The 18,545-nt window shown below is 38.2% G+C and carries 13 protein-coding genes; 10 read left to right on the forward strand and 3 right to left on the reverse strand.

The window, feature by feature from the left end; translation table 11 throughout:
• Positions 1–32: 32 nt before the first annotated feature.
• The 3 genes from HYG79_RS03100 to HYG79_RS03110 form a co-directional block, all read right to left on the reverse strand.
• Positions 33–1,616, reverse strand: a complete 1,584-nt coding sequence (locus tag HYG79_RS03100; RefSeq protein ID WP_179240706.1) for a RagB/SusD family nutrient uptake outer membrane protein — start codon at positions 1,614–1,616, stop codon at positions 33–35.
• Between the two features lie 32 nt (positions 1,617–1,648).
• Positions 1,649–4,714, reverse strand: a complete 3,066-nt coding sequence (locus HYG79_RS03105) for a SusC/RagA family TonB-linked outer membrane protein (protein WP_179240707.1) — start codon at positions 4,712–4,714, stop codon at positions 1,649–1,651.
• Between the two features lie 155 nt (positions 4,715–4,869).
• The gene (locus tag HYG79_RS03110) at positions 4,870–5,883 is read right to left on the reverse strand and encodes a GntR family transcriptional regulator (RefSeq protein WP_179240708.1); all 1,014 of its coding nucleotides are present in this window, start codon (positions 5,881–5,883) and stop codon (positions 4,870–4,872) included.
• A 757-nt stretch (positions 5,884–6,640) separates the two neighbouring features.
• Between HYG79_RS03110 and HYG79_RS03115 the strand changes: the two genes are divergently transcribed.
• From HYG79_RS03115 to HYG79_RS03160, 10 genes are all read left to right on the forward strand, one after another.
• On the forward strand, positions 6,641–7,666 hold the full coding sequence (locus HYG79_RS03115) for a sensor histidine kinase (RefSeq protein WP_179240709.1): 1,026 nt from the start codon (positions 6,641–6,643) through the stop codon (positions 7,664–7,666).
• Between the two features lie 3 nt (positions 7,667–7,669).
• Complete coding sequence (locus HYG79_RS03120; protein ID WP_179240710.1) at positions 7,670–8,368, forward strand: LytR/AlgR family response regulator transcription factor; 699 nt, start codon at positions 7,670–7,672, stop codon at positions 8,366–8,368.
• Positions 8,369–8,970: 602 nt separating this feature from the next.
• Complete coding sequence (locus HYG79_RS03125; RefSeq protein WP_179240711.1) at positions 8,971–9,474, forward strand: hypothetical protein; 504 nt, start codon at positions 8,971–8,973, stop codon at positions 9,472–9,474.
• Between the two features lie 131 nt (positions 9,475–9,605).
• On the forward strand, positions 9,606–10,016 hold the full coding sequence (locus HYG79_RS03130; RefSeq protein WP_179240712.1) for a DUF6326 family protein: 411 nt from the start codon (positions 9,606–9,608) through the stop codon (positions 10,014–10,016).
• Positions 10,013–10,261 (forward strand): hypothetical protein, encoded by a 249-nt coding sequence (locus HYG79_RS03135; RefSeq protein WP_179240713.1) that lies wholly within the window; start codon positions 10,013–10,015, stop codon positions 10,259–10,261. The genes HYG79_RS03130 and HYG79_RS03135 overlap by 4 nt, the downstream gene beginning before the upstream one ends.
• Positions 10,258–11,076: a hypothetical protein gene (locus tag HYG79_RS03140; protein ID WP_179240714.1), complete on the forward strand. Its 819-nt coding sequence runs from the start codon at positions 10,258–10,260 to the stop codon at positions 11,074–11,076. Before HYG79_RS03135 ends, HYG79_RS03140 begins: the two co-directional genes overlap by 4 nt.
• 22 nt (positions 11,077–11,098) lie before the next feature.
• A complete protein-coding gene (locus HYG79_RS03145) occupies positions 11,099–11,692 on the forward strand; it encodes a hypothetical protein (protein WP_179240715.1) in 594 nt (197 codons plus the stop codon).
• 1,061 nt (positions 11,693–12,753) lie between these two features.
• Positions 12,754–14,739 (forward strand): tetratricopeptide repeat-containing sensor histidine kinase, encoded by a 1,986-nt coding sequence (locus HYG79_RS03150; RefSeq protein WP_179240716.1) that lies wholly within the window; start codon positions 12,754–12,756, stop codon positions 14,737–14,739.
• Between the two features lie 6 nt (positions 14,740–14,745).
• Complete coding sequence (locus HYG79_RS03155) at positions 14,746–15,489, forward strand: LytR/AlgR family response regulator transcription factor (RefSeq protein WP_179240717.1); 744 nt, start codon at positions 14,746–14,748, stop codon at positions 15,487–15,489.
• A 327-nt stretch (positions 15,490–15,816) separates the two neighbouring features.
• The gene (locus HYG79_RS03160) at positions 15,817–18,528 is read left to right on the forward strand and encodes a leucine-rich repeat domain-containing protein (RefSeq protein WP_179240718.1); all 2,712 of its coding nucleotides are present in this window, start codon (positions 15,817–15,819) and stop codon (positions 18,526–18,528) included.
• Positions 18,529–18,545 lie beyond the last annotated feature (17 nt).

Genomic DNA, 18,545 nt, shown 5'->3' on the forward strand with positions numbered 1-18,545 from the left:
AAATTACTACTATTTATAATTAACGGTCGTGTTCAATACCCTGGGTTTTGCTCAAGATTGGGATTGGCTTGTAGTTGGGGCACAGGAATCCAAAGTAGCTCGTCTTGTCCACTGGTAAATACGGCACTCTCGCCTGCCAAAGATTTGGGATGTCTACCATTGGCTATGGTAGAGCCCATGCCCAACACTTCATCTGCCAAGCCCCAGCGAACTAGGTCCAAATAGCGGTGCCCTTCCCCTGTTAGCTCCATAATGCGCTCTTCAACAATGGCGTCAAACACTTGTTCTTTGGTCAGACCTGATGGTTTATCGGCAATTTCGGCCCTTTGCCTCACTTGATTGATCAGTGAAATTGCTTCAGATTGATCACCATTTTCATTTTCGGCCTCTGCCAACATCAGTAGCACATCCGAATAGCGTATCAACCTCCAGTTTACTCCAACGGTATGGCCAAAACCAGGCAATTCCTCTCTTGTGCCTGCGAAAAGCATTGCATATTTTCGAGTAAACAAAGGCTCAACGCCGGCGACCTGCGCCGCTTCAATGTCCGGGGCAAAATCCTCTAGAAAAGGTCGGCCCCCGTAACCTGTTGCTCCTGGATAGTCAAATGCTATCGTTGCATTTCTTCTGAACGTATCACCATTATCCTCAAAAGTCTGTAAAATATGGGGATTTATATAATGACCCCTGTCCAAACTTACCGTTGGGGGAGAATAGTCGATATAGAAATTACTTTGCGAACCGGTCTGGGGAACATCGGCACCCCAAACAAAGTTATCCTGCGGGGAAAACTGTAACTCAAAAACAGATTCTGAATTGTTCTCGTTGGCCACGGTAAAATTTTCTTCGTACCGCTCTCCAGGTAACAGTTCATATACACCACTTGTGACTACAGACCTTAAGTCTGTTGCTGCTTCTGCATAATTCCCCATATACAAATTTGTTTTACCCTTTAAAGCAAGTGCCGATCCCGAGGTAGGTCTTCCCAAGTCAGATTCTGGCCATGTTTGGGGCAACATACTAGCTGCCATTTCCAAGTCGGCCAATACAGAATTGAAAATATCAGTCTGTGTTGATTGTTCGGGGAAAAAATCCTCATCCGATTCCGGAGTGTTGAGTATTAGGGGCACGTTGCCCCAAAATGCAGCTAAATACCAATTGGCAAAGGCGCGCATAAAATAGGCCTGTCCCAATATCTCGTTCCTAGCACTACTGCCCTGAGGCAAATTTTCGTCGTTTGCTTCTTCCAAAATCGTATTTGCCCTAAAAATGGTCTGGTACAATTGCGGAAACATATCTACTGACCAACGGCTGACACCGGGAACCCCCTGTAAAGTAGACAACGTAGTATTATTGGCAAAGGGTACTACGTTAAATGCATCTGAACGCAGCATGGGACCGGTATGCACTACTCTTCCCCAGAAAAATACCGCAGTTATGGGATGTATCATACCGTTTACCGCAGCCCTAAAATCTTCTTCGGTATTAAAAAAATCCAATTGCGATACCGTATTCGGGTTCGAAATTTCCAGTTGATCTTCGTTACAGCCATTTATAGGCACAAACAAAGCCACTGCTAGTGCAATCAATAAAAATTTTCTTGTGTTAATTCTCATTTTTTTAAATTTTCTTTGTTTTCATAACTGTATTAAAAAGATGCCTGTATGCCTAAGATAAAGGTTCTAGGCCTTGGCTGTGCTCGCAAATCGACACCTCTACCAAATATAGGTGGCGTGTTGACAGGTGCCCCGAAAAATCCACCGCCAGTTCCCGAGGGAGTGGACCCTACTTCCGGGTCATACCCTGAGTAACCTGTAATCGTGAACACATTCTGCATGTTGTAGAACAACCTTGCATTGCTTACCCATGGTATATTGATGACCTTGGTTAAATCATATCCGATTTCTATGCTCCTTAACCTTAAATAAGAACCATCTTCCACATAAAAATCCGAGGGCAATTGGTTACCTACATCATTCGGGAGCGAGGCCCTTGGTATATTTGTATCCTCGTTTTGTCCCAAGACAAAGGCATCCCTTAAGTAACCAAATTTATTACCATCCAAGAAGAACGTTCCCGTAAAACGCGTGGCGTTAAAGATTTCGTTGCCTTGAACACCATTGAACGCCAACCCGAAATCCCAGTTTTTATAGGCACCATTGAATGTTAGTCCGTACGTGAAATCGGGTATGGGGTCCCCTATATTGGTCCTATCGTCATTGTCTATGATGCCGTTTCCATCCAAATCAATCCTTCTAAAATCTCCTGGCTGTAATATGGCCCTTCTTTCCGGATCGTTGGCAACTCCTGGATCACTATCAATTTCGGCTTGACTTTTATATATGCCATCATTTCTAAACCCAAAAAAGAAACCGAGCGGCTGACCAACTTCAAACCTATTGGGCGTGTTTCCTTCCTCATCTATCGAAGGCCCCACCAAAGGGTTGGGCAAATCGGTTAGCTCATTGTTGATAGTGGCAAAAGTGAATCCTATGTTGAAATCAAAATCGCCACTGGAGTTATGATTATAATTGGCCTGTAGTTCAAAACCTTTGTTTCTGATAGATGCCGCATTTTGAATTACGGGTGTTGCCGATCCCGTTGTAGAGGGTACGGAAACAGCCGCAAGAACATCATCATTGTTCCTCACAAAATAATCCGCACTGACCGCCAAACGATTGTCGAACAAACTAGCATCGGCTCCAAAACTTAAAGACCGGGCCGTTTCAAACGTAATATTCTCATCAACCAATGATGTTATGGCAAAACCACCGGCCGTAACATTGTTAAAGCTGACATTTGAAGATGGATTCAAAACTGATTGAAAAACAAAATCACCAATATTCTGTGAACCAAGTTCTCCGTACCCACCTCTTAGTTTCAATGTATTGACAACACCCTCTTCGGGCCACCAATCTTCGTTGCTCATAATCCAACCAGCTGAAAACGATGGAAAAACACCCGTATTGAGGCCGTTCTCGGAGGAGAACCTAGAAGTGGCGTCCCTACGTATGATACCCGTAAACAAATACTTATCATCAAACTTATAATTAACCCTACCAAATGCGGAAAATAAGCGTGAAAGAAATCTACCACCACCTGTGTTCAACACTAAATCTGCAAAGCCAGCAATATTCGTAATATTATTTGATGGGAGACCTTCGACTTGAACGGCCAGAGAATTATTATCAATTTGTTGACGAGCACCACCCAATAGTATATCAATGTCATGCTTGCCAAAGGTCTTTTTGTAATTTATGGTGGGCTCTATATTCGTTGAAATTATCTCACCCCTAACCTCGGTCAAATCGTTAGCCTCGTTGATATTCACCTCTTGATCGGTAGGGCTTAGGTCAAAAGTGGGTCTGAAAAAATTCCCGTAATTGTTTCTATAATCCACACCATAATTAATTCCTACGGTAAGACCTTCAGCAATATTGTACTTAAGGTTTATGTTTCCAAGTACATTGCGCTGCGTTGTTTGATCATTGGTCAACTGGGCGAGAGCATAATTGTTGGTTCCGCCGGACCCATCGAACAAGTTAGAATCAATAGCCTCAAAACCTCCTAGTCTCTCGGGTGCTGTGGCCCTTACGACGGGAGCCGTAAAGGTATTGTTCCCAAAGAATGGATTTTGCGTAAAATCACGTTGATTGTAAGAAAAAGATTCCTCAATGGTAAACTTACCAAAATTGAACCTACTGTTCAACCGAACGTTAATACGCTGAAAATCGCTACTGATAACAATAGCTTCTTCGTCATAATAATTGGCTGAAAAAAAATAGGAGGATCCCTCACCACCTCCTGAAATATTGAACCCATAGTCCTGAACAACTCCAAGGTTTAGGGTCAAGTCTTGGAAATCGGTATCGACACCCGGATCTGTTATATTGCCCGGCAAACCTTCATTTGCACTACGCTGATTTAAAAAGGCAACAAATTCTGGTCCATTGAGCAAATCCAAGCTATTGCCCACAGTATTTACCCCCGAACGAATATCAACGGAAACTTTTGGTGCTGAATTAACAGAACCCCTATTGGTAGAAACGATGATAACACCATTTGCAGCCCTTGTACCATATATAGCGGCAGAAGTCGCATCTTTAAGCACTTGAATATCAATAATATCCTTTGGATTAAGGAAAGTAATGTCATCGACCACTGTACCATCTACCACATAGAGCGGAAACGTATTCGTTAAAGAACTAATACCCCTAACGATTACATTTGTACCTGCCGCCGGCTCACCACCGGAACTTTCTATCTGCACACCGGCCAACCTACCTTGAAGTGCATTGGTGGGATCCGCATTGACTATTTGCTTGATTTCCCGCTGCTTTATTTGAGAAATGGCCCCGGTAACATCTACTTTTGCCTGAGACCCGAACCCGACAACAACGACTTCATCCAACAAGGCGGAATCTTGTTCCAAAATAATATTGATTGTATTTTTTCCATTCACTAGGATTTCTTGTGGCTTATACCCTATATAACTAAATATAAGTGTGGCATCGGAGGGTACAGTAATGGTATAATTACCATCAAAATCAGTAGTGACACCATTAGTGGTCCCTTTTTCGATAATATTTACGCCTGGGAGTGGCCCTTCGGCATCGGATACTGTTCCCGTAACAGTGGCTTGCTGTGCAAAAGCTGTATTTGCATAAACAAACACCAACAAAACCATGAGCTTTTTAAGGTGGTTTCTTTTCATAAAGACTGTGTTTAGATTAGTTAATTTATACTATGATAGTCTATGCTACTTAGTAAAAGTATGTTAATATTTTTTTATATGAAAATTAAAGCTGTCTAAAATTGATTATTTAACAAAAAAATGCTGGAAAAATAACAAAATAAACAATAAAATTGTTAAAGCGAATTTCGACGTATTAAGTCCGAGGGCATGATAAGCTGTGTAGTTTCTTGGTTTTTTATGTGCTTTGCAGCACGTATGGCCATAGCTTTGAAATCTGTTGAAATTGTGGTAATTCCCCCAAAGACCAATTCTTTTATCACATGGTCATTGTGTGAAAGTAGCCCTATATCCTTACCTATTTTATATTGATAGTTATGGGCGTCCCGCACCACGTCCCATAATAGAGTGTCGCTTATGAAAAAATAGAGGTCTCCCTTTTTTAAAGAACTTGACTTGTAGGTTTCTTTTACCTTTCCGTTTATGGAGTAATCGCCAAGGAACCTTTTGAAAGCATTGAGAACCCCTTTTGGATAATCAGAATCCTCCCTGTAGAACAAAACGAATTTTTTAAACCTTTTGATTGCAGGCAACAATTCAATCAATTTTAGATATGTTGATTCTTCAAATTCCTGTGATATAAATGAATATTCGTTTCCAAGAGAAAGGTATCTATCGATAATAAGTAGTTTTTTGGGCTCTATCAAGCGTAGTTTGGGTGCAACGGCCTTGTCGGGAATAGGTGCCACTACATACATACCATACTTTCCCATAACGTTGGTCATAATGGTTTCAAAAATGGACTTATTGTTATGATGAAAAAAAACATCTATCTGAAACTTTTTACCAAGTTCTTTTCTAAAGGTATTATAAAATTCTTCTTGAAATCGCTGAAACGAAAACAACAATAAGGCTATTCTCAAGGTAACCTTGGTCTCTTGGCTAATGATGAAATAGCCTTTCAGCTTTTTTGATTCAACAAGCCCCCTTTCCTTAAGCTCTTCATATGCCTTTACAATTGTTTTTCTGGCAAAACCCACTTCGTTTACCATATTGTTTATCGAAGGTAATTGATCGCCCGTTGAAAGAATTCCACTATCTATGGCATCTATTATTCCCAGAACCAATTGTTCATGTTTTGACAGTGTATTTACAGTCTCCAGTTCTTTTATTTTAGTTATTAACGACATTAATACAAAGTGTTGTTAAACTATGATTTGACTATTGATACTTAAAATGGCTTTTTATCAAAACAGCAAAATAGTCTATTTCCGATAAATTTTTGCTTTCTTAAAAGTAATTTAAAACTTTGTAGATTACTTTAGCAGTAACGACTAACCCCGATTTTCCTCAAATCTTCCCTGTTTAAAATAAAAAACCATGGGTTATCATCGCCCTAGTTATTTATTTTTTCCGAAATTATGAAGCTATGACCGCTGTCTTTTCAAAAAAATAAATCTCGCCAAAAATGGCTTGGTTTTCTGCTTTTTAGTGACCTCGGCAAGACAGAGTTCAAACTTTTTGAAAGAAGCTATCCATCTGATTATTTTGAAATCCCAGCAAAGGGCTTTTAAGTATGAGCAATCAATATAGGTTGACTGTCATTTTTTGCTTACCTGCCTAGTCAACTATTTTGTAATAAATTTTTACTCTTTGTGTTACAAATAATTTCGATGCCGTAATCAGTATTTCTGAAAAATAAAAAAACGGTAAATGGAACTGGATTTATATATGTTTAAGCTCATTCTCTAAAACGCCTATTTTATCAGATTACTTTTAAATAAACTTTACGCTAACCATAGCTTCATAGTTGAATACCCACCTTAGTCCGAATAGATTGTCAAAAATTCTATTTTGCAGACAAATACCCCTTATTCGCAGAACGCCATTTTTCAAAACAAAAAAAATAATGACCTTTACTAGGTGATCATCTGTACCCTATAGCTTATGAAAAAGTCAATTGTTATTGGATTACATATCGGGTTTTGGTTGTGCTATTTGGTATTGACCATTGTACTACTATACCTTTCCTTGGAAGGTGAGGAGAATTCCGTTGTCGATAAGGCAACTGTTAGGGTTATTTATTTTGCCATTATCCCCTCTGTTATTTCGTATTATACATTCTATTTTTTAGTATTTCCAGCTATAAGGCGAAAGCGATTTACCCTCTCTGTTGTTTACGCATTTGTCATTTCAGTTGGGGCATCGTTGATAGGGACTGCCTTGATTTATATCTTCCTCGGGATTGAAAGCTTAACAGGAGCTCAAGAATCGGTCGGTGTCGGAATAACATTCATTTCTTTCGTTTCCCTAATTATTGGTATAATGGCACTGGTTACCAAGGGATTTATCACTTGGTACGGAGAATTAAAATTGAAAGAAGAGTTGCAACAAAAGAACCATGAAATGGAAATGGCATTGGTTAAATCGCAACTTGATCCACACTTTTTATTCAATACACTGAATAATATTGACATTTTAATTTTGAAGGATGCCAACGAAGCCTCCAACTACTTAAATAAGTTGTCCGATATCATGCGGTTTATGTTGTTCGAAACCAAAACCGATACCATTTTGCTTTCAAAAGAGCTTGAATACATTAATAAATACATCGCTTTACAAAAAATTAGAACAGTAAATTCAAATTATATCAGTTTTGATGTAAAAGGCTCGCCACAAGGTAAAACTATTGCCCCCATGGTATTTCTTCCCTTTATCGAAAATGCTTTCAAGCACACCGGCAATAAAAAATTAGAACATGCCATAACCATTAATATTGATATTAAGCAGGAAAGCCTAACGTTTGAATGTGCCAACAAATTCAATCCGAATAGAAAGCTAAAACAAGGAAATAATGGTTTGGGAAATTCGCTTATTGAAAAGCGATTGAAACTAATCTATCCAAAAAAACATCTTTTGAAGGTGGCGAATGAAGACGGATTGTATCGTGTTAACTTAACCATAAACCTATAAGTAATGAAAAAATATACCTGCATCATTATAGAAGACGAACCTCTGGCACTCGAAAGAACTAAGGATTTTGCCCAAAAATCACCCTTTCTTGAATTATCCGGTACGTTTGATAATGCACTGGACGGTCTGGCTTTTTTGAAGACCAACAAAGTAGACGTGCTTTTTTTGGATATTAATATGGATGAGCTTACGGGCGTAGAATTATTAGAAAGTTCTAAAATAGACAGTCAGGTTATCATAACAACGGCATACCAGGAATATGCGTTAAAAAGTTTTGAACTTAATGTAACGGATTATCTGCTGAAACCGTTTACGTTCAATCGTTTTTTACAAGCTGTCAACAAGGCCCACGAAAACTTGAATAGAAAAAAGGAAGACAGACCGCCTGAATTTATTTTTGTAAAAACGGAAAATCGGTTGGAAAAAATTAACCTTCACGATATACTCTACATTGAAGGAATGCGCGACTACCGTAGAATACATACTACGGAAAAACGGATTATGACTCTACAAAATTTTAAGGAATTTGAGCAAATTATCCCGTCTAATATAGTGTGTAGAGTACATAAATCCTATATGGTGTCACTGAGAAAAATAGAATCTATAGAACGTAATAGGATACGACTAGGAAAGGAGCTCATTCCCATTTCCGAAACTTATAAAAGTACTTTCTTTCAGCTGATAAGCGCTACGAATTGGTAACATTGAAAGCCCAAATGCTTTTCCCGTAGTTGTTGAATTAAGACTACTGGTTTCCAAATCGGAAGTAGTCACTTTTTAGTTGCCCAGTTTCTTGATAAATACATTTCACACCAAATTTGGCACTACTTCAAGGACTATTTTTCACAGGATATTATTAAGATTTTCGCCAAAGCCCATTCTCTCTTGCAGATTAAAATTCCCCATATGCAGATAGCTATCCCAAACCTGCATAATAAAATTTAGCAAGCCTTCAACTTTTCTAATATTTGCCTCATAATCAAATAATCATGTGGCATAAAGAAGAGAAAATCCATCGAATAAAAGCATTTAACCCAGTTTTGGGTTTTGATTGGAATTCAGCTATCAGATTCCAAAAAGAGAATCTAAGGTCTAACCCACGATTTAATAGAGATAAGTGAATTCTCACGAATCTACCAATGACAATTTGGCCTGTAAAAGGTAGATTGAAATTTACATCAAAAGCCGTTGCAGATTAAAAACACCCTTATGCAGATAGCTTTCTCAAACTTGCATAATAAAATTTTATATGCGCTCATAGGTAAGGACATTTGCCTGATCATCAAATATTTAAGACAAAACTTATGATACATCTAACGAAGTGGATAATAGTTTTTTTGATAGGTATATTCTGTGAACATTTGGCCTCGTCGCAGTCTATAAAATTGAAACGTACTTTTTGGATTGAATCGGTTAAAAACATCGAGCTAAGAAAAAATAATGGTACAGGTTTTTTGTATCCCTATAATTTACCGGATGCCCATGGTGAGGCACTGGCTCTTTTCAGGTCTTACCAAACACCGGTCAATAACGGTTTTTCAATTGTGGAACTCTCCGACTTAGATAAGATACCGAAAGCACTAAAGGATCGCTTTAAATTCTCAGGTTCCGATATTGACCAAACCAATGATACCCTGGTTATAGCCGCTTTTTACTCACGAACAAAAGATGCTTCGGTGATTTCCGGTTTGAACGAAAGGCGAATTTCACCTTACGCAGCTGTATTGACCTTAAGCGAACCTATGCCTCAATTTGAATTCTTTAGGCTGGATTTATCCAAAGCCATGACCAAGGAAGAAAAATTTTGATAGTCCAATTGATTATAAAATCCGGTAGTGACTATTATGGCAACTCGAATGTCGTACTCAGACAATCTCCATTTTACCACAGCCAAAAATCATTGCTGATACTCTAAGTGTAAACCTTAAACCGAAATACTATGTATAAAAACAAAATCAATCCTCAAGAATTACTTTCCATCCTATGGATTTTTATTCTATTCAATATGATTCTTAGGGATTTGCATGAATTTCCGACCGACGGATACATTGAAGAAATGATGTCGCTGAAATTATCTGATGGCGCTATGCTGTTTTACGCATTTATCGTCGAAATACCGATTTCGATGATAGTGTTATCCAGATTGTTAAATAATAAGGCCAATAAGTGGGCGAACAGCATTGCCGTTGTGGTCTCTTCAATTGGAATTCTGTATACCATTCCATCGGGTCAATTGGATGAACTATTCTTCGCACTTGTCAACGCAGCGGCGTTCACTGCCATACTTATCACAGTTTGGAAATTGCCTTCCCAAGAAAGTATCCAAACCGAAAAAAACACGGAAAAATGAAAGCAGAAAATAATACAAAACAGGCATACCGGTGGATACTCTCGGCTTTGGTCGGAGTAGTACTTATCTCAGCCTTGAATTCTTGTGCCTCAAAGTGGTTTTTAACGCCTAGGGAAAAGAGTATAAAGGAATGGGAGGACAAACACAATAGCGTTGAAGAGAAAAAATCTGATTCCCTTCAAAAAACAGAACGGACATCTACACATGATGTAAGATTCAAAATATTAAATGTAACAGGGTCATGAGGTTATATTTCTATGTACTGCTCCTACTACTCTTACACCCTATAGGTAACGCAGCCGATTTGGAAGAAGGCTTGAGCGATTTATTATCCACGGACTATCAAGAGTTAGCGGCGTTCTCCAAGAAACTAAGGGCATGCGAAGTAACTGAAGAAAGCTTCCGTCTGCTATTTTGGGAAGGCCTTACCAAATCCTTCGATTTTTACAAAACATCCAAAAAAATACATTCAACCGATATAGACCGGTTGATAGCAACGGAATTGTTTTCCCATACCGATTTAAGTCATCCCTTTAAAAAACCTGAAATGCGCAAAACAAACCTAGCAAAAGCCTTTCATCTTTTAAACCAGTTCTCAGGAGAATGGCACGGCCACTGGGGTCCTATGAATGTACATCACTTTTGGCTTCCCGTCAGGCAATTCAATCAGGCGGTTAGCAAGAAATTCACCCTAGTAGGTTTTCAATCATGTTTTACCGGAGACGGATTTGGATGGAATTATCTCGTAAAAGAAGGAGAAAACATAACGGTTCTTGGATTTGTATATCATTTTAACGATGAGGGAAGGATTTCAGCAAAAAATCCGCATTACGCTTATATGAATTCAAACAACCAATTGACTTGGGTATCTGATAATCACATTTATCATGAGTTCATCTGTGACAGTTCCCATTGCTTTAAAACTAGACATTACGTCATCTCAGGCGTAAAATATGAAAAGCAAACTCAGGGGTTGCAGTCTGAATACGGGTTTCAAACAATTTATTTACCCGATAATGAAGATTTGCCCGCATTTAAGCATATAACACTGAACAAATAAATAGACGATTAAATTAAAAACTATGACACATTCAAGAACAGTTATCGGCCTTGCCTTTTTCTTACTATTTAACTTGGTAAGGGCACAAAACAAAGATAGGTCTTCATTTTTCATTGGTTATGAAACCTTTGAAATGACCATGAACAAGTTTCAGAATTTTGCAGGGGAAGTGGGCTATCGTTTCAACGAAAAAAATCAAATTAGATTAATGATCGGAGAAGTCAAATTAACAGAAAGACACTTATCAAGTTCATGGGAGGCTGCCGCGGTCGATGGGGATAACGTGGAGGGCTACTTCAGAATCTATGAGTTATACTATGACCGTTATTTTGGTAAACGTAAGAACTTTTATTACAGTGGTAATGTGGGGTATGTCAAAGACGAATACAACCATCTTATTTCAGATAATAGATTAGAAAACGAAACGGCTACCATTGGGTTTTCAATCGGTTATAGAAAAGAGAACATTTTTGGAATAAAGCATTTATATACTAACATATCCTTACCATTTCGATACTATCTCAACGATATTCCCGAGACTCAATGGGGCGATACAACAATTTCGGCCCATAAATTCGTAAATAATTTTTGGTTTTTTGTGGGCTATCAATTTTGAGCCTAGAATAAAAACCAGGAAATAATAGTGAATTAATCCTTCTGTAGCTTTGCCTTTTTTCAGCATTTCCAGTTTTTGGAAAACATTATATTTATAATTCTTGAAGTACCAATTAATTTCTGGAAGTGATAAAAAGATAAAATCATCAAAAATTTAAACCTCTAAAGGGCTGAAAGCAGTGCATGCAAGTGTAAAACCCAGTATTAAGGTAAAATTAAAGCTCTCTAAACATTTGGTTTATCGAGCTTTATATAAAATTTTGACCACGGAGGGATTGCATATCCCTAATAAGCTCCGCTTTGAAAATAAAAAAATCTGCACATCAAATCAAGCATGCTTGAATTTGTAAGTGCAGATTTTTTCCTTATTCGTGACCTCAAAAGGACAAAGTTCAAACTTTTTGAAAGAAGACATTGATTTGATTATTGCGAAATCACAGCAGTTGAACTTTTTAAATATGAACAATTAAAATAGGTCGACGGTCTTTCCTTTGCTTACCTACCAAGCCAAATAGTTTGTAACAAATTTTTACTGTTGTTGTTACAAATGATTCAGATAGTGCAATCGGTATTTCTGAAAAAATAAAGCTAAAAACAGAAAGGCTAAATGTGATATGAAGGAATGAACGCACTGATATAGGTGAATCCAAAAAGTATCAAATACTTATTTAAGTGGCCATTTAAATATACTTGCTTAGTTCTGTAAAAAACAAATTACCGGAACCACTAAAAAGAACGGCAAACTGAATTAGATGGAAGTAGGTTCTCATTAAGGATGAGCCGTTCTGGAAATCGGTCTCTTTATTGTACCATGTTTCTATGCTAACAACCCATAACATTTTTAAAACCGACTCCTAGACTTTTTAAAGATATAACCTTTTCCTATTACCAATTATTCCGACTTTTCTACCACTTATTCTTGCAATCTTGCCATTTACTTTTTTAAACATTCAAAATCGCTACATATTTCTGATATTCAAAAATATATAAATAACTCAGATAATTCATTTTGAGTTGAAATTCTTTAAATTTATGGTACTTCCCCTCTAAAAAAAAAGCCCCATGAAATCCAATAAATTACTGTATTTACTCTTATTGAACTTCGCTTTTTGTTGTTTTAAAATTCAAGCTCAAAATGAGGCGAAAATAGATAGCCTTTTAAATATGGCTAACGTAGCCGGAACCAATCAAGATAAAATAAAAGCTTTTCAAAAACTAAGTCTTCAATTGGTACATTCTGGAGCAGAAATAGAAACCGCAAAGAAATACGCTGATAGTACCGTACTGCTTTCACAAAATGATATTAAAGCCATTATTTATGCCAAATATCTCTATGCAGAAATAAACCAACACGAAGGCAACTATACTGAAGCGTTGGAAAAATATCGAGATTGTCTGGACTTTTATACAAAACTTGGCGATTCGTTAAAAGTTGCAGACGTTTTGTATGGAATAGGTCGTACCTACAATTATCTTGGTGAGTATGAGAACAATATGGAAATTCAGAATAGAATACTCAAAATTTACAAAAAAGAAAAAAAAGTAAAAGAAATCGCTAATTCACTGAATAGTATCGGTGTTATCCATTCACGTTTAGGAAATGAAATGGCCGCGATTTCGATGTATGAAGAAGCGAACAAAATTTATGATAGTTTACATATGGATATGCGATATGCCATGGGTCTTAGCAATATTGCGAATGTTCATGTTCGAAATAAAGAATATTCCAAGGCAATTCAACTCTTCAAAAAAGGACTGACCATTACGGAAAGACTAAATTCGGACTTGCACACGGCTTATATTTTGAACAATCTAGGGTTTACCTATGCCGAATTCAACAAAAATGAAGAAGCTCTGGACTACTCTCTTAGAGCATTGGAATTTCGCAGATCACAGCCTCAGAAAAAGAGTCTATTCCACAGTCTTGACAATGTTGGCTACTCCTACTACAAACTGGGTAAATACAACAAGGCCTTACCATATTATGAAGAGGCACTTAAAGTAGCAAAAAAATTGGAGGCTAAACACTTGTTAATGGAAGTCTATGAACACCTAGGTATACTTCATAAAGCAAAGAAAAATTTTGAGAGGGCTTTTTTCTACAAAAATCTTCATTCTCAAATGCGGGACAGTATCTATGATGAAGAGAAATCCAAACAAATCGCTGAACTACAAACCAAATATGAAACTGTCGAGAAGGACAAGGAAATAGTTCTGTTGACCAAAGAAAACGAACTTCAAGAAGCCAATGCGGAAAAAGAAGCCACCTTGCGAAAAGCATTGATAGGTGGCCTTATTTCATTGGTAATCATAGGCGTGCTTTTATTTTATATGATGCGCCAACGTATGAAAAATCAAAGGGTAGTAGCCGCAAAAAACGAACAGATCAGCAAAGCCAAACTTTCAGAAGAATTGCAAACCTTAGAGATGAAAGCGCTTCGGGCACAGATGAATCCGCACTTCTTGTTCAATAGCCTAAATTCGATCAATACCATGATCCTCAATGATGAAAACGAAAATGCCAGCCGGTACCTTTCAAAATTCTCAAAACTAGTGCGCTTGCTTTTAGAAAACTCGGAGCAACCCATGGTCTCCCTAAAAGATGAAATGGACATGCTGGAAACCTATATTCAACTCGAGGCAATACGGTTCAACAACAAATTGGAATATCAAATCAATATTGATGAGCACATTGATCAAGAAAGTACTATGCTCCCTTCAATGGTCATGCAGCCCTTTGTAGAAAATGCCATTTGGCACGGATTATTGCACAAAGACAATAAGGGTCTCTTGACCATTTCCATTACGGAAGAAGACAACAAATTACATTGCAGTATCATCGATAATGGTGTGGGACGTGAAAAATCGGTTACTTTGAAACAAGAAGGTGGACTCAAAAAGAAATCAATGGGCATCAAAATAACGGCAGATAGACTTAAAATATTGACCCACCAGAATATTCAAGATGTTATAAATATCATAGATTTGAAAGACGAAAACCAAAATGCTGTTGGCACCCAAGTAAACCTTCAAATTCCCATTGCATAGCGAACTATGATAAAAGCAATACTTATAGACGATGAAGCTAAAGCCCGACAAGGACTTCGGCTAGTGTTGGAAAAGTATTGCCCCGCAGTAGCCATACTTGCCCTTTGTGAGTCGCCCGAAATTGGTCTGGAAAAAATAAAGACCCTAAAACCTGACTTGGTATTTTTGGATGTACAGATGCCCAAAATGTCCGGTTTTGATGTATTGGAGCGAATTCCGGAAATCAATTTCGAGGTCATTTTCGTTACGGCCTATGACCGCTATGCCATAAAAGCGATTAAGTTCAGCGCTTTGGACTATCTTTTAAAACCCATCGATGTGGATGAACTGGTAGCTGCTGTCAATAAAATTTCCTTAAAACAACAAGATAAATCCCATCAATATAAATCGTTGTTCAACAACGTAAAATCCGATTCGGAAAAACTGAAACGATTGGCCATTCCCTCGGATAATGAAATCATAATGCAGCCCATTGCGGACATTATCTACTGCGAGGCCGATAGTAGCTATACCACTTTGTTTTTAACCAACAAAAAGAAGATTACCGTTTCAAAGACCCTCAAAGAGTTCGAAAACATCTTGCCCGAAACCGATTTCTGCCGCATCCATCATTCCACATTGGTAAACATGGCTCATGTTGTAAAATACATCAAAGGAGAGGGTGGTTATGTTATCATCTCAAACGACGGACACCTCAACGTATCCCGTAGAAAAAAAGAACATTTTCTTGAAATGCTGTATCAAGGATAATTCCAGTTACTACCATCCATTAGGCACTTACTGCAGTACCAGTACCACTTACTATTTTGCGCTAATATTTCTAACGCACTCGGTATAGTTTTACCATCAGAATCGCAAAGGTATGCACAGTCTTGACCAAAGCTATCATACTGATTCACACAAAAACCTTTCCCCTAACACAAACAAAAACTAACTAAAGGAGGCTTCCTCCTCTACTGATTGATTGCTATGTGCCCACCCTAAAAATGATAAACAAGGGTCTACACAGTGATAGGTAAGGCCTCCTTTTTAAAGAGAATTCCTCCAGACTTAAATATGTAACTAAAATTTGATGAAATGAAAAATTTAAAAAGAAGTAAAATTGATTATCTGGTCATCTTGTTACTGGTCATCTTGTTGGTAATGATGAACTCATGTAAAAAAGATGACGCCATTGAGGAACCTACCGTACCCAATACACAAGCGGTTTTACCACCTGATTATGTGGTGCTCAAAGAACTACACGACGCCAATTCGGGAAATAGTTTGGGATGGGACTTAGACGACACCACCATGAAAAGTTGGTCAGGTGTTACCTTGGCGGGGGAGCGTGTTACCCAGTTAGATATTTCAGGTAAAAGCCTGACGAGTCTACCTCCTAAAATAGGAGAGCTTTCCGAACTGACTAGTTTCATAGCTGACGACAATAATATTGTCACCATTCCATCGGCCATAAGGCAATGGACAAAACTCAGCTATTTTTCGACCAGTGAAAATGCAATCACCAATATCCCAAAAGAAATAGGTGAATTGAGCAATCTCGTTGAGCTGCATGTGAGGGGAAACCAATTAAGTGAGCTTCCCCTGGAACTGGAAACCCTTGATAAGGTGGTTATTTTCGATGCAAGTTACAATGCGTTGACCATGGTGCCGCAACAAATCCGAAAGATGATAGGGCTTGAAAAGCTGTATTTCAGTTACAATAAATTGAATTCCATATCCTATACCATCGGACAGCTTACTTTAATCAAAGAAATAGATTTAAGTAATAATGAACTAACTGTTTTACCAATTGAAATGGGTAATTTGACCACCTTGGAGCAACTATGGGTGAAACAGAACCAGATTTCCATAATACCACAGGAAGTATGCGACCTGGAAACCAACAATGGCACTACAATTTCGAAGGATGTAAATGTTAGCTGTGGATATGTATTTCCTAATTATATCGCTTTGCATGCCTTATATCATGCGAACCCAGATAATACCTTAGGATGGGATCTGACCGATACCACCATGGCATCCTGGCAGGGTGTAGTTGTAGACCAAGGCACGGTGACCGATTTAGACCTATCTTCAAAACAGGTGTCCAACATTACTTCTGATATCGGGGCACTTACGGCATTACGGTCTTTGAATCTATCGGGTAATGATATCAAAACTGTACCTGCTGAAATAGGGTTATTGTCGGTGCTTGATAATCTATGGTTGAACGACAATCTGTTGACTACTTTGCCCGCGGAATTCAAAGACTTGAATATACTACTGACACTTGGGTTAAAAAACAATGAGTTTACCGAAGTCCCTAACGGGTTGACCGAGTTCAGTTTTATCGGTACCCTTGATTTCGGGGATAATAAAGTAACAGAACTTCCTAAGGAGTTTGCGAACTTGAGTGTCAATGCATTGAAGTTTGCCAACAATGAAATCACTATGGTTCCTGTAGAGCTTGGTAGCATACAAGACCTAACCTTGTTAGACTTGCAAGGCAACGCCATTACCGAAATACCCGAAGAAATCTGTGCCCTAAAGGATAAAACCCCAGCCACAGTACTCTTATTGGATGATACTACCTTATGTGAAGATGGCATCGTAGCGGCTGTGAGCGAATATGAAGTGCTCGTAGAACTGTATGGGGCCAACCCAAACAATTCCCTGAATTGGGGAGACACTTTGGACGACCAAACCATGGCGGCTTGGGAAGGTGTAACCATATCTGGGGGCCATGTAACAGAGTTGCAAGTGTCAAACAAAAAAATAGATGTACTACCACAATCGATTGGACAATTACCCATGTTGGAATCGTTCAAATTAAACGGGAACAAGCTAACGATACTACCAAATGAATTCTTCGATCTTGTCAATTTAGTTTGGTTGGAACTGGACTCCAATAATATTGTTCAAATACAGGAAGACCTAGGCAATTTGGTCAATCTGGAATATTTAAAATTAGGTGATAATTCATTCACTTCCCTACCGGACAGTATAGGTAATCTCGTTAACCTAGAATCACTGCAAGTAGATAGCACTTTTAAATTTTTATTTTTTGGAATACAGGGTCTGTCCGAATTGCCAGAAACTCTTGGAAACCTTAAACGTTTGACCCATGTCACAATAAAAGGACATGGATTTACTTCCCTACCGAACAGTTTTAAAAATTTGAACAGTCTTTTTTATTGTGATTTATCCCTTAACAAGTTAGTCACACTGCCAAATGACCTGAATGGGTTATCAAGTTTGGAAACCTTGATATTGAACGAAAATGGATTAAGCGTTCTCCCCGAAAGTATAGGTGATATAGCTACCCTTAAAACACTATGGGTGCACAATAATAACATAACCGTTTTGCCAAATGCCATTGGTGATTTGTTGAATCTAACGGAATTGGAAGCTTTCAATAATCAAATAGAGGTGTTGCCCAGTTCTATCGGGAACCTACGCAACCTGATTAAATTGAACTTTAGTGGCAATCAACTAGAAGATGCTGATATCCCGAGTGAGTTTTTCAATCTTACTGCCCTTAAAAAATTGTTTTTATCTACAAATGAATTCACTTCAATACCTAGTGAAATAGGCAATCTGACTGAATTGGAAGAACTATTCTATACGGATAACACTTCAATGAATGAGGTTGCCCCTGAGCTGGAAAATCTTATCAACTTAAGATCATGTGGTCTTAAAGGCACGAGCATCACTTCGCTACCCCCAGAAGTTTGCGCCATGCGTACGGGTGGCAACGTCAACACGAGCTTCATAGTAGATGGTGATATTGATGACTACTGTCAATAGCAACCAAGCTAGGTAGC

This window comes from Costertonia aggregata (assembly GCF_013402795.1).
Lineage (GTDB): Bacteria > Bacteroidota > Bacteroidia > Flavobacteriales > Flavobacteriaceae > Costertonia > Costertonia aggregata.

Bases quoted from the DNA above. Each gene is read 5' to 3' on its own strand.
- HYG79_RS03120 (WP_179240710.1), top strand. From the start codon at position 7,670: ATGAAAAAATATACCTGCATCATTATAGAAGACGAACCTCTGGCACTC.
- HYG79_RS03140 (WP_179240714.1), top strand. From the start codon at position 10,258: ATGAGGTTATATTTCTATGTACTGCTCCTACTACTCTTACACCCTATA.
- HYG79_RS03100 (WP_179240706.1), bottom strand. From the start codon at position 1,616: ATGAGAATTAACACAAGAAAATTTTTATTGATTGCACTAGCAGTGGCT.
- HYG79_RS03135 (WP_179240713.1), top strand. From the start codon at position 10,013: ATGAAAGCAGAAAATAATACAAAACAGGCATACCGGTGGATACTCTCG.
- HYG79_RS03105 (WP_179240707.1), bottom strand. From the start codon at position 4,714: ATGAAAAGAAACCACCTTAAAAAGCTCATGGTTTTGTTGGTGTTTGTT.
- HYG79_RS03130 (WP_179240712.1), top strand. From the start codon at position 9,606: ATGTATAAAAACAAAATCAATCCTCAAGAATTACTTTCCATCCTATGG.
- HYG79_RS03155 (WP_179240717.1), top strand. From the start codon at position 14,746: ATGATAAAAGCAATACTTATAGACGATGAAGCTAAAGCCCGACAAGGA.
- HYG79_RS03125 (WP_179240711.1), top strand. From the start codon at position 8,971: ATGATACATCTAACGAAGTGGATAATAGTTTTTTTGATAGGTATATTC.
- HYG79_RS03110 (WP_179240708.1), bottom strand. From the start codon at position 5,883: ATGTCGTTAATAACTAAAATAAAAGAACTGGAGACTGTAAATACACTG.
- HYG79_RS03150 (WP_179240716.1), top strand. From the start codon at position 12,754: ATGAAATCCAATAAATTACTGTATTTACTCTTATTGAACTTCGCTTTT.
- HYG79_RS03160 (WP_179240718.1), top strand. From the start codon at position 15,817: ATGAAAAATTTAAAAAGAAGTAAAATTGATTATCTGGTCATCTTGTTA.
- HYG79_RS03115 (WP_179240709.1), top strand. From the start codon at position 6,641: ATGAAAAAGTCAATTGTTATTGGATTACATATCGGGTTTTGGTTGTGC.
- HYG79_RS03145 (WP_179240715.1), top strand. From the start codon at position 11,099: ATGACACATTCAAGAACAGTTATCGGCCTTGCCTTTTTCTTACTATTT.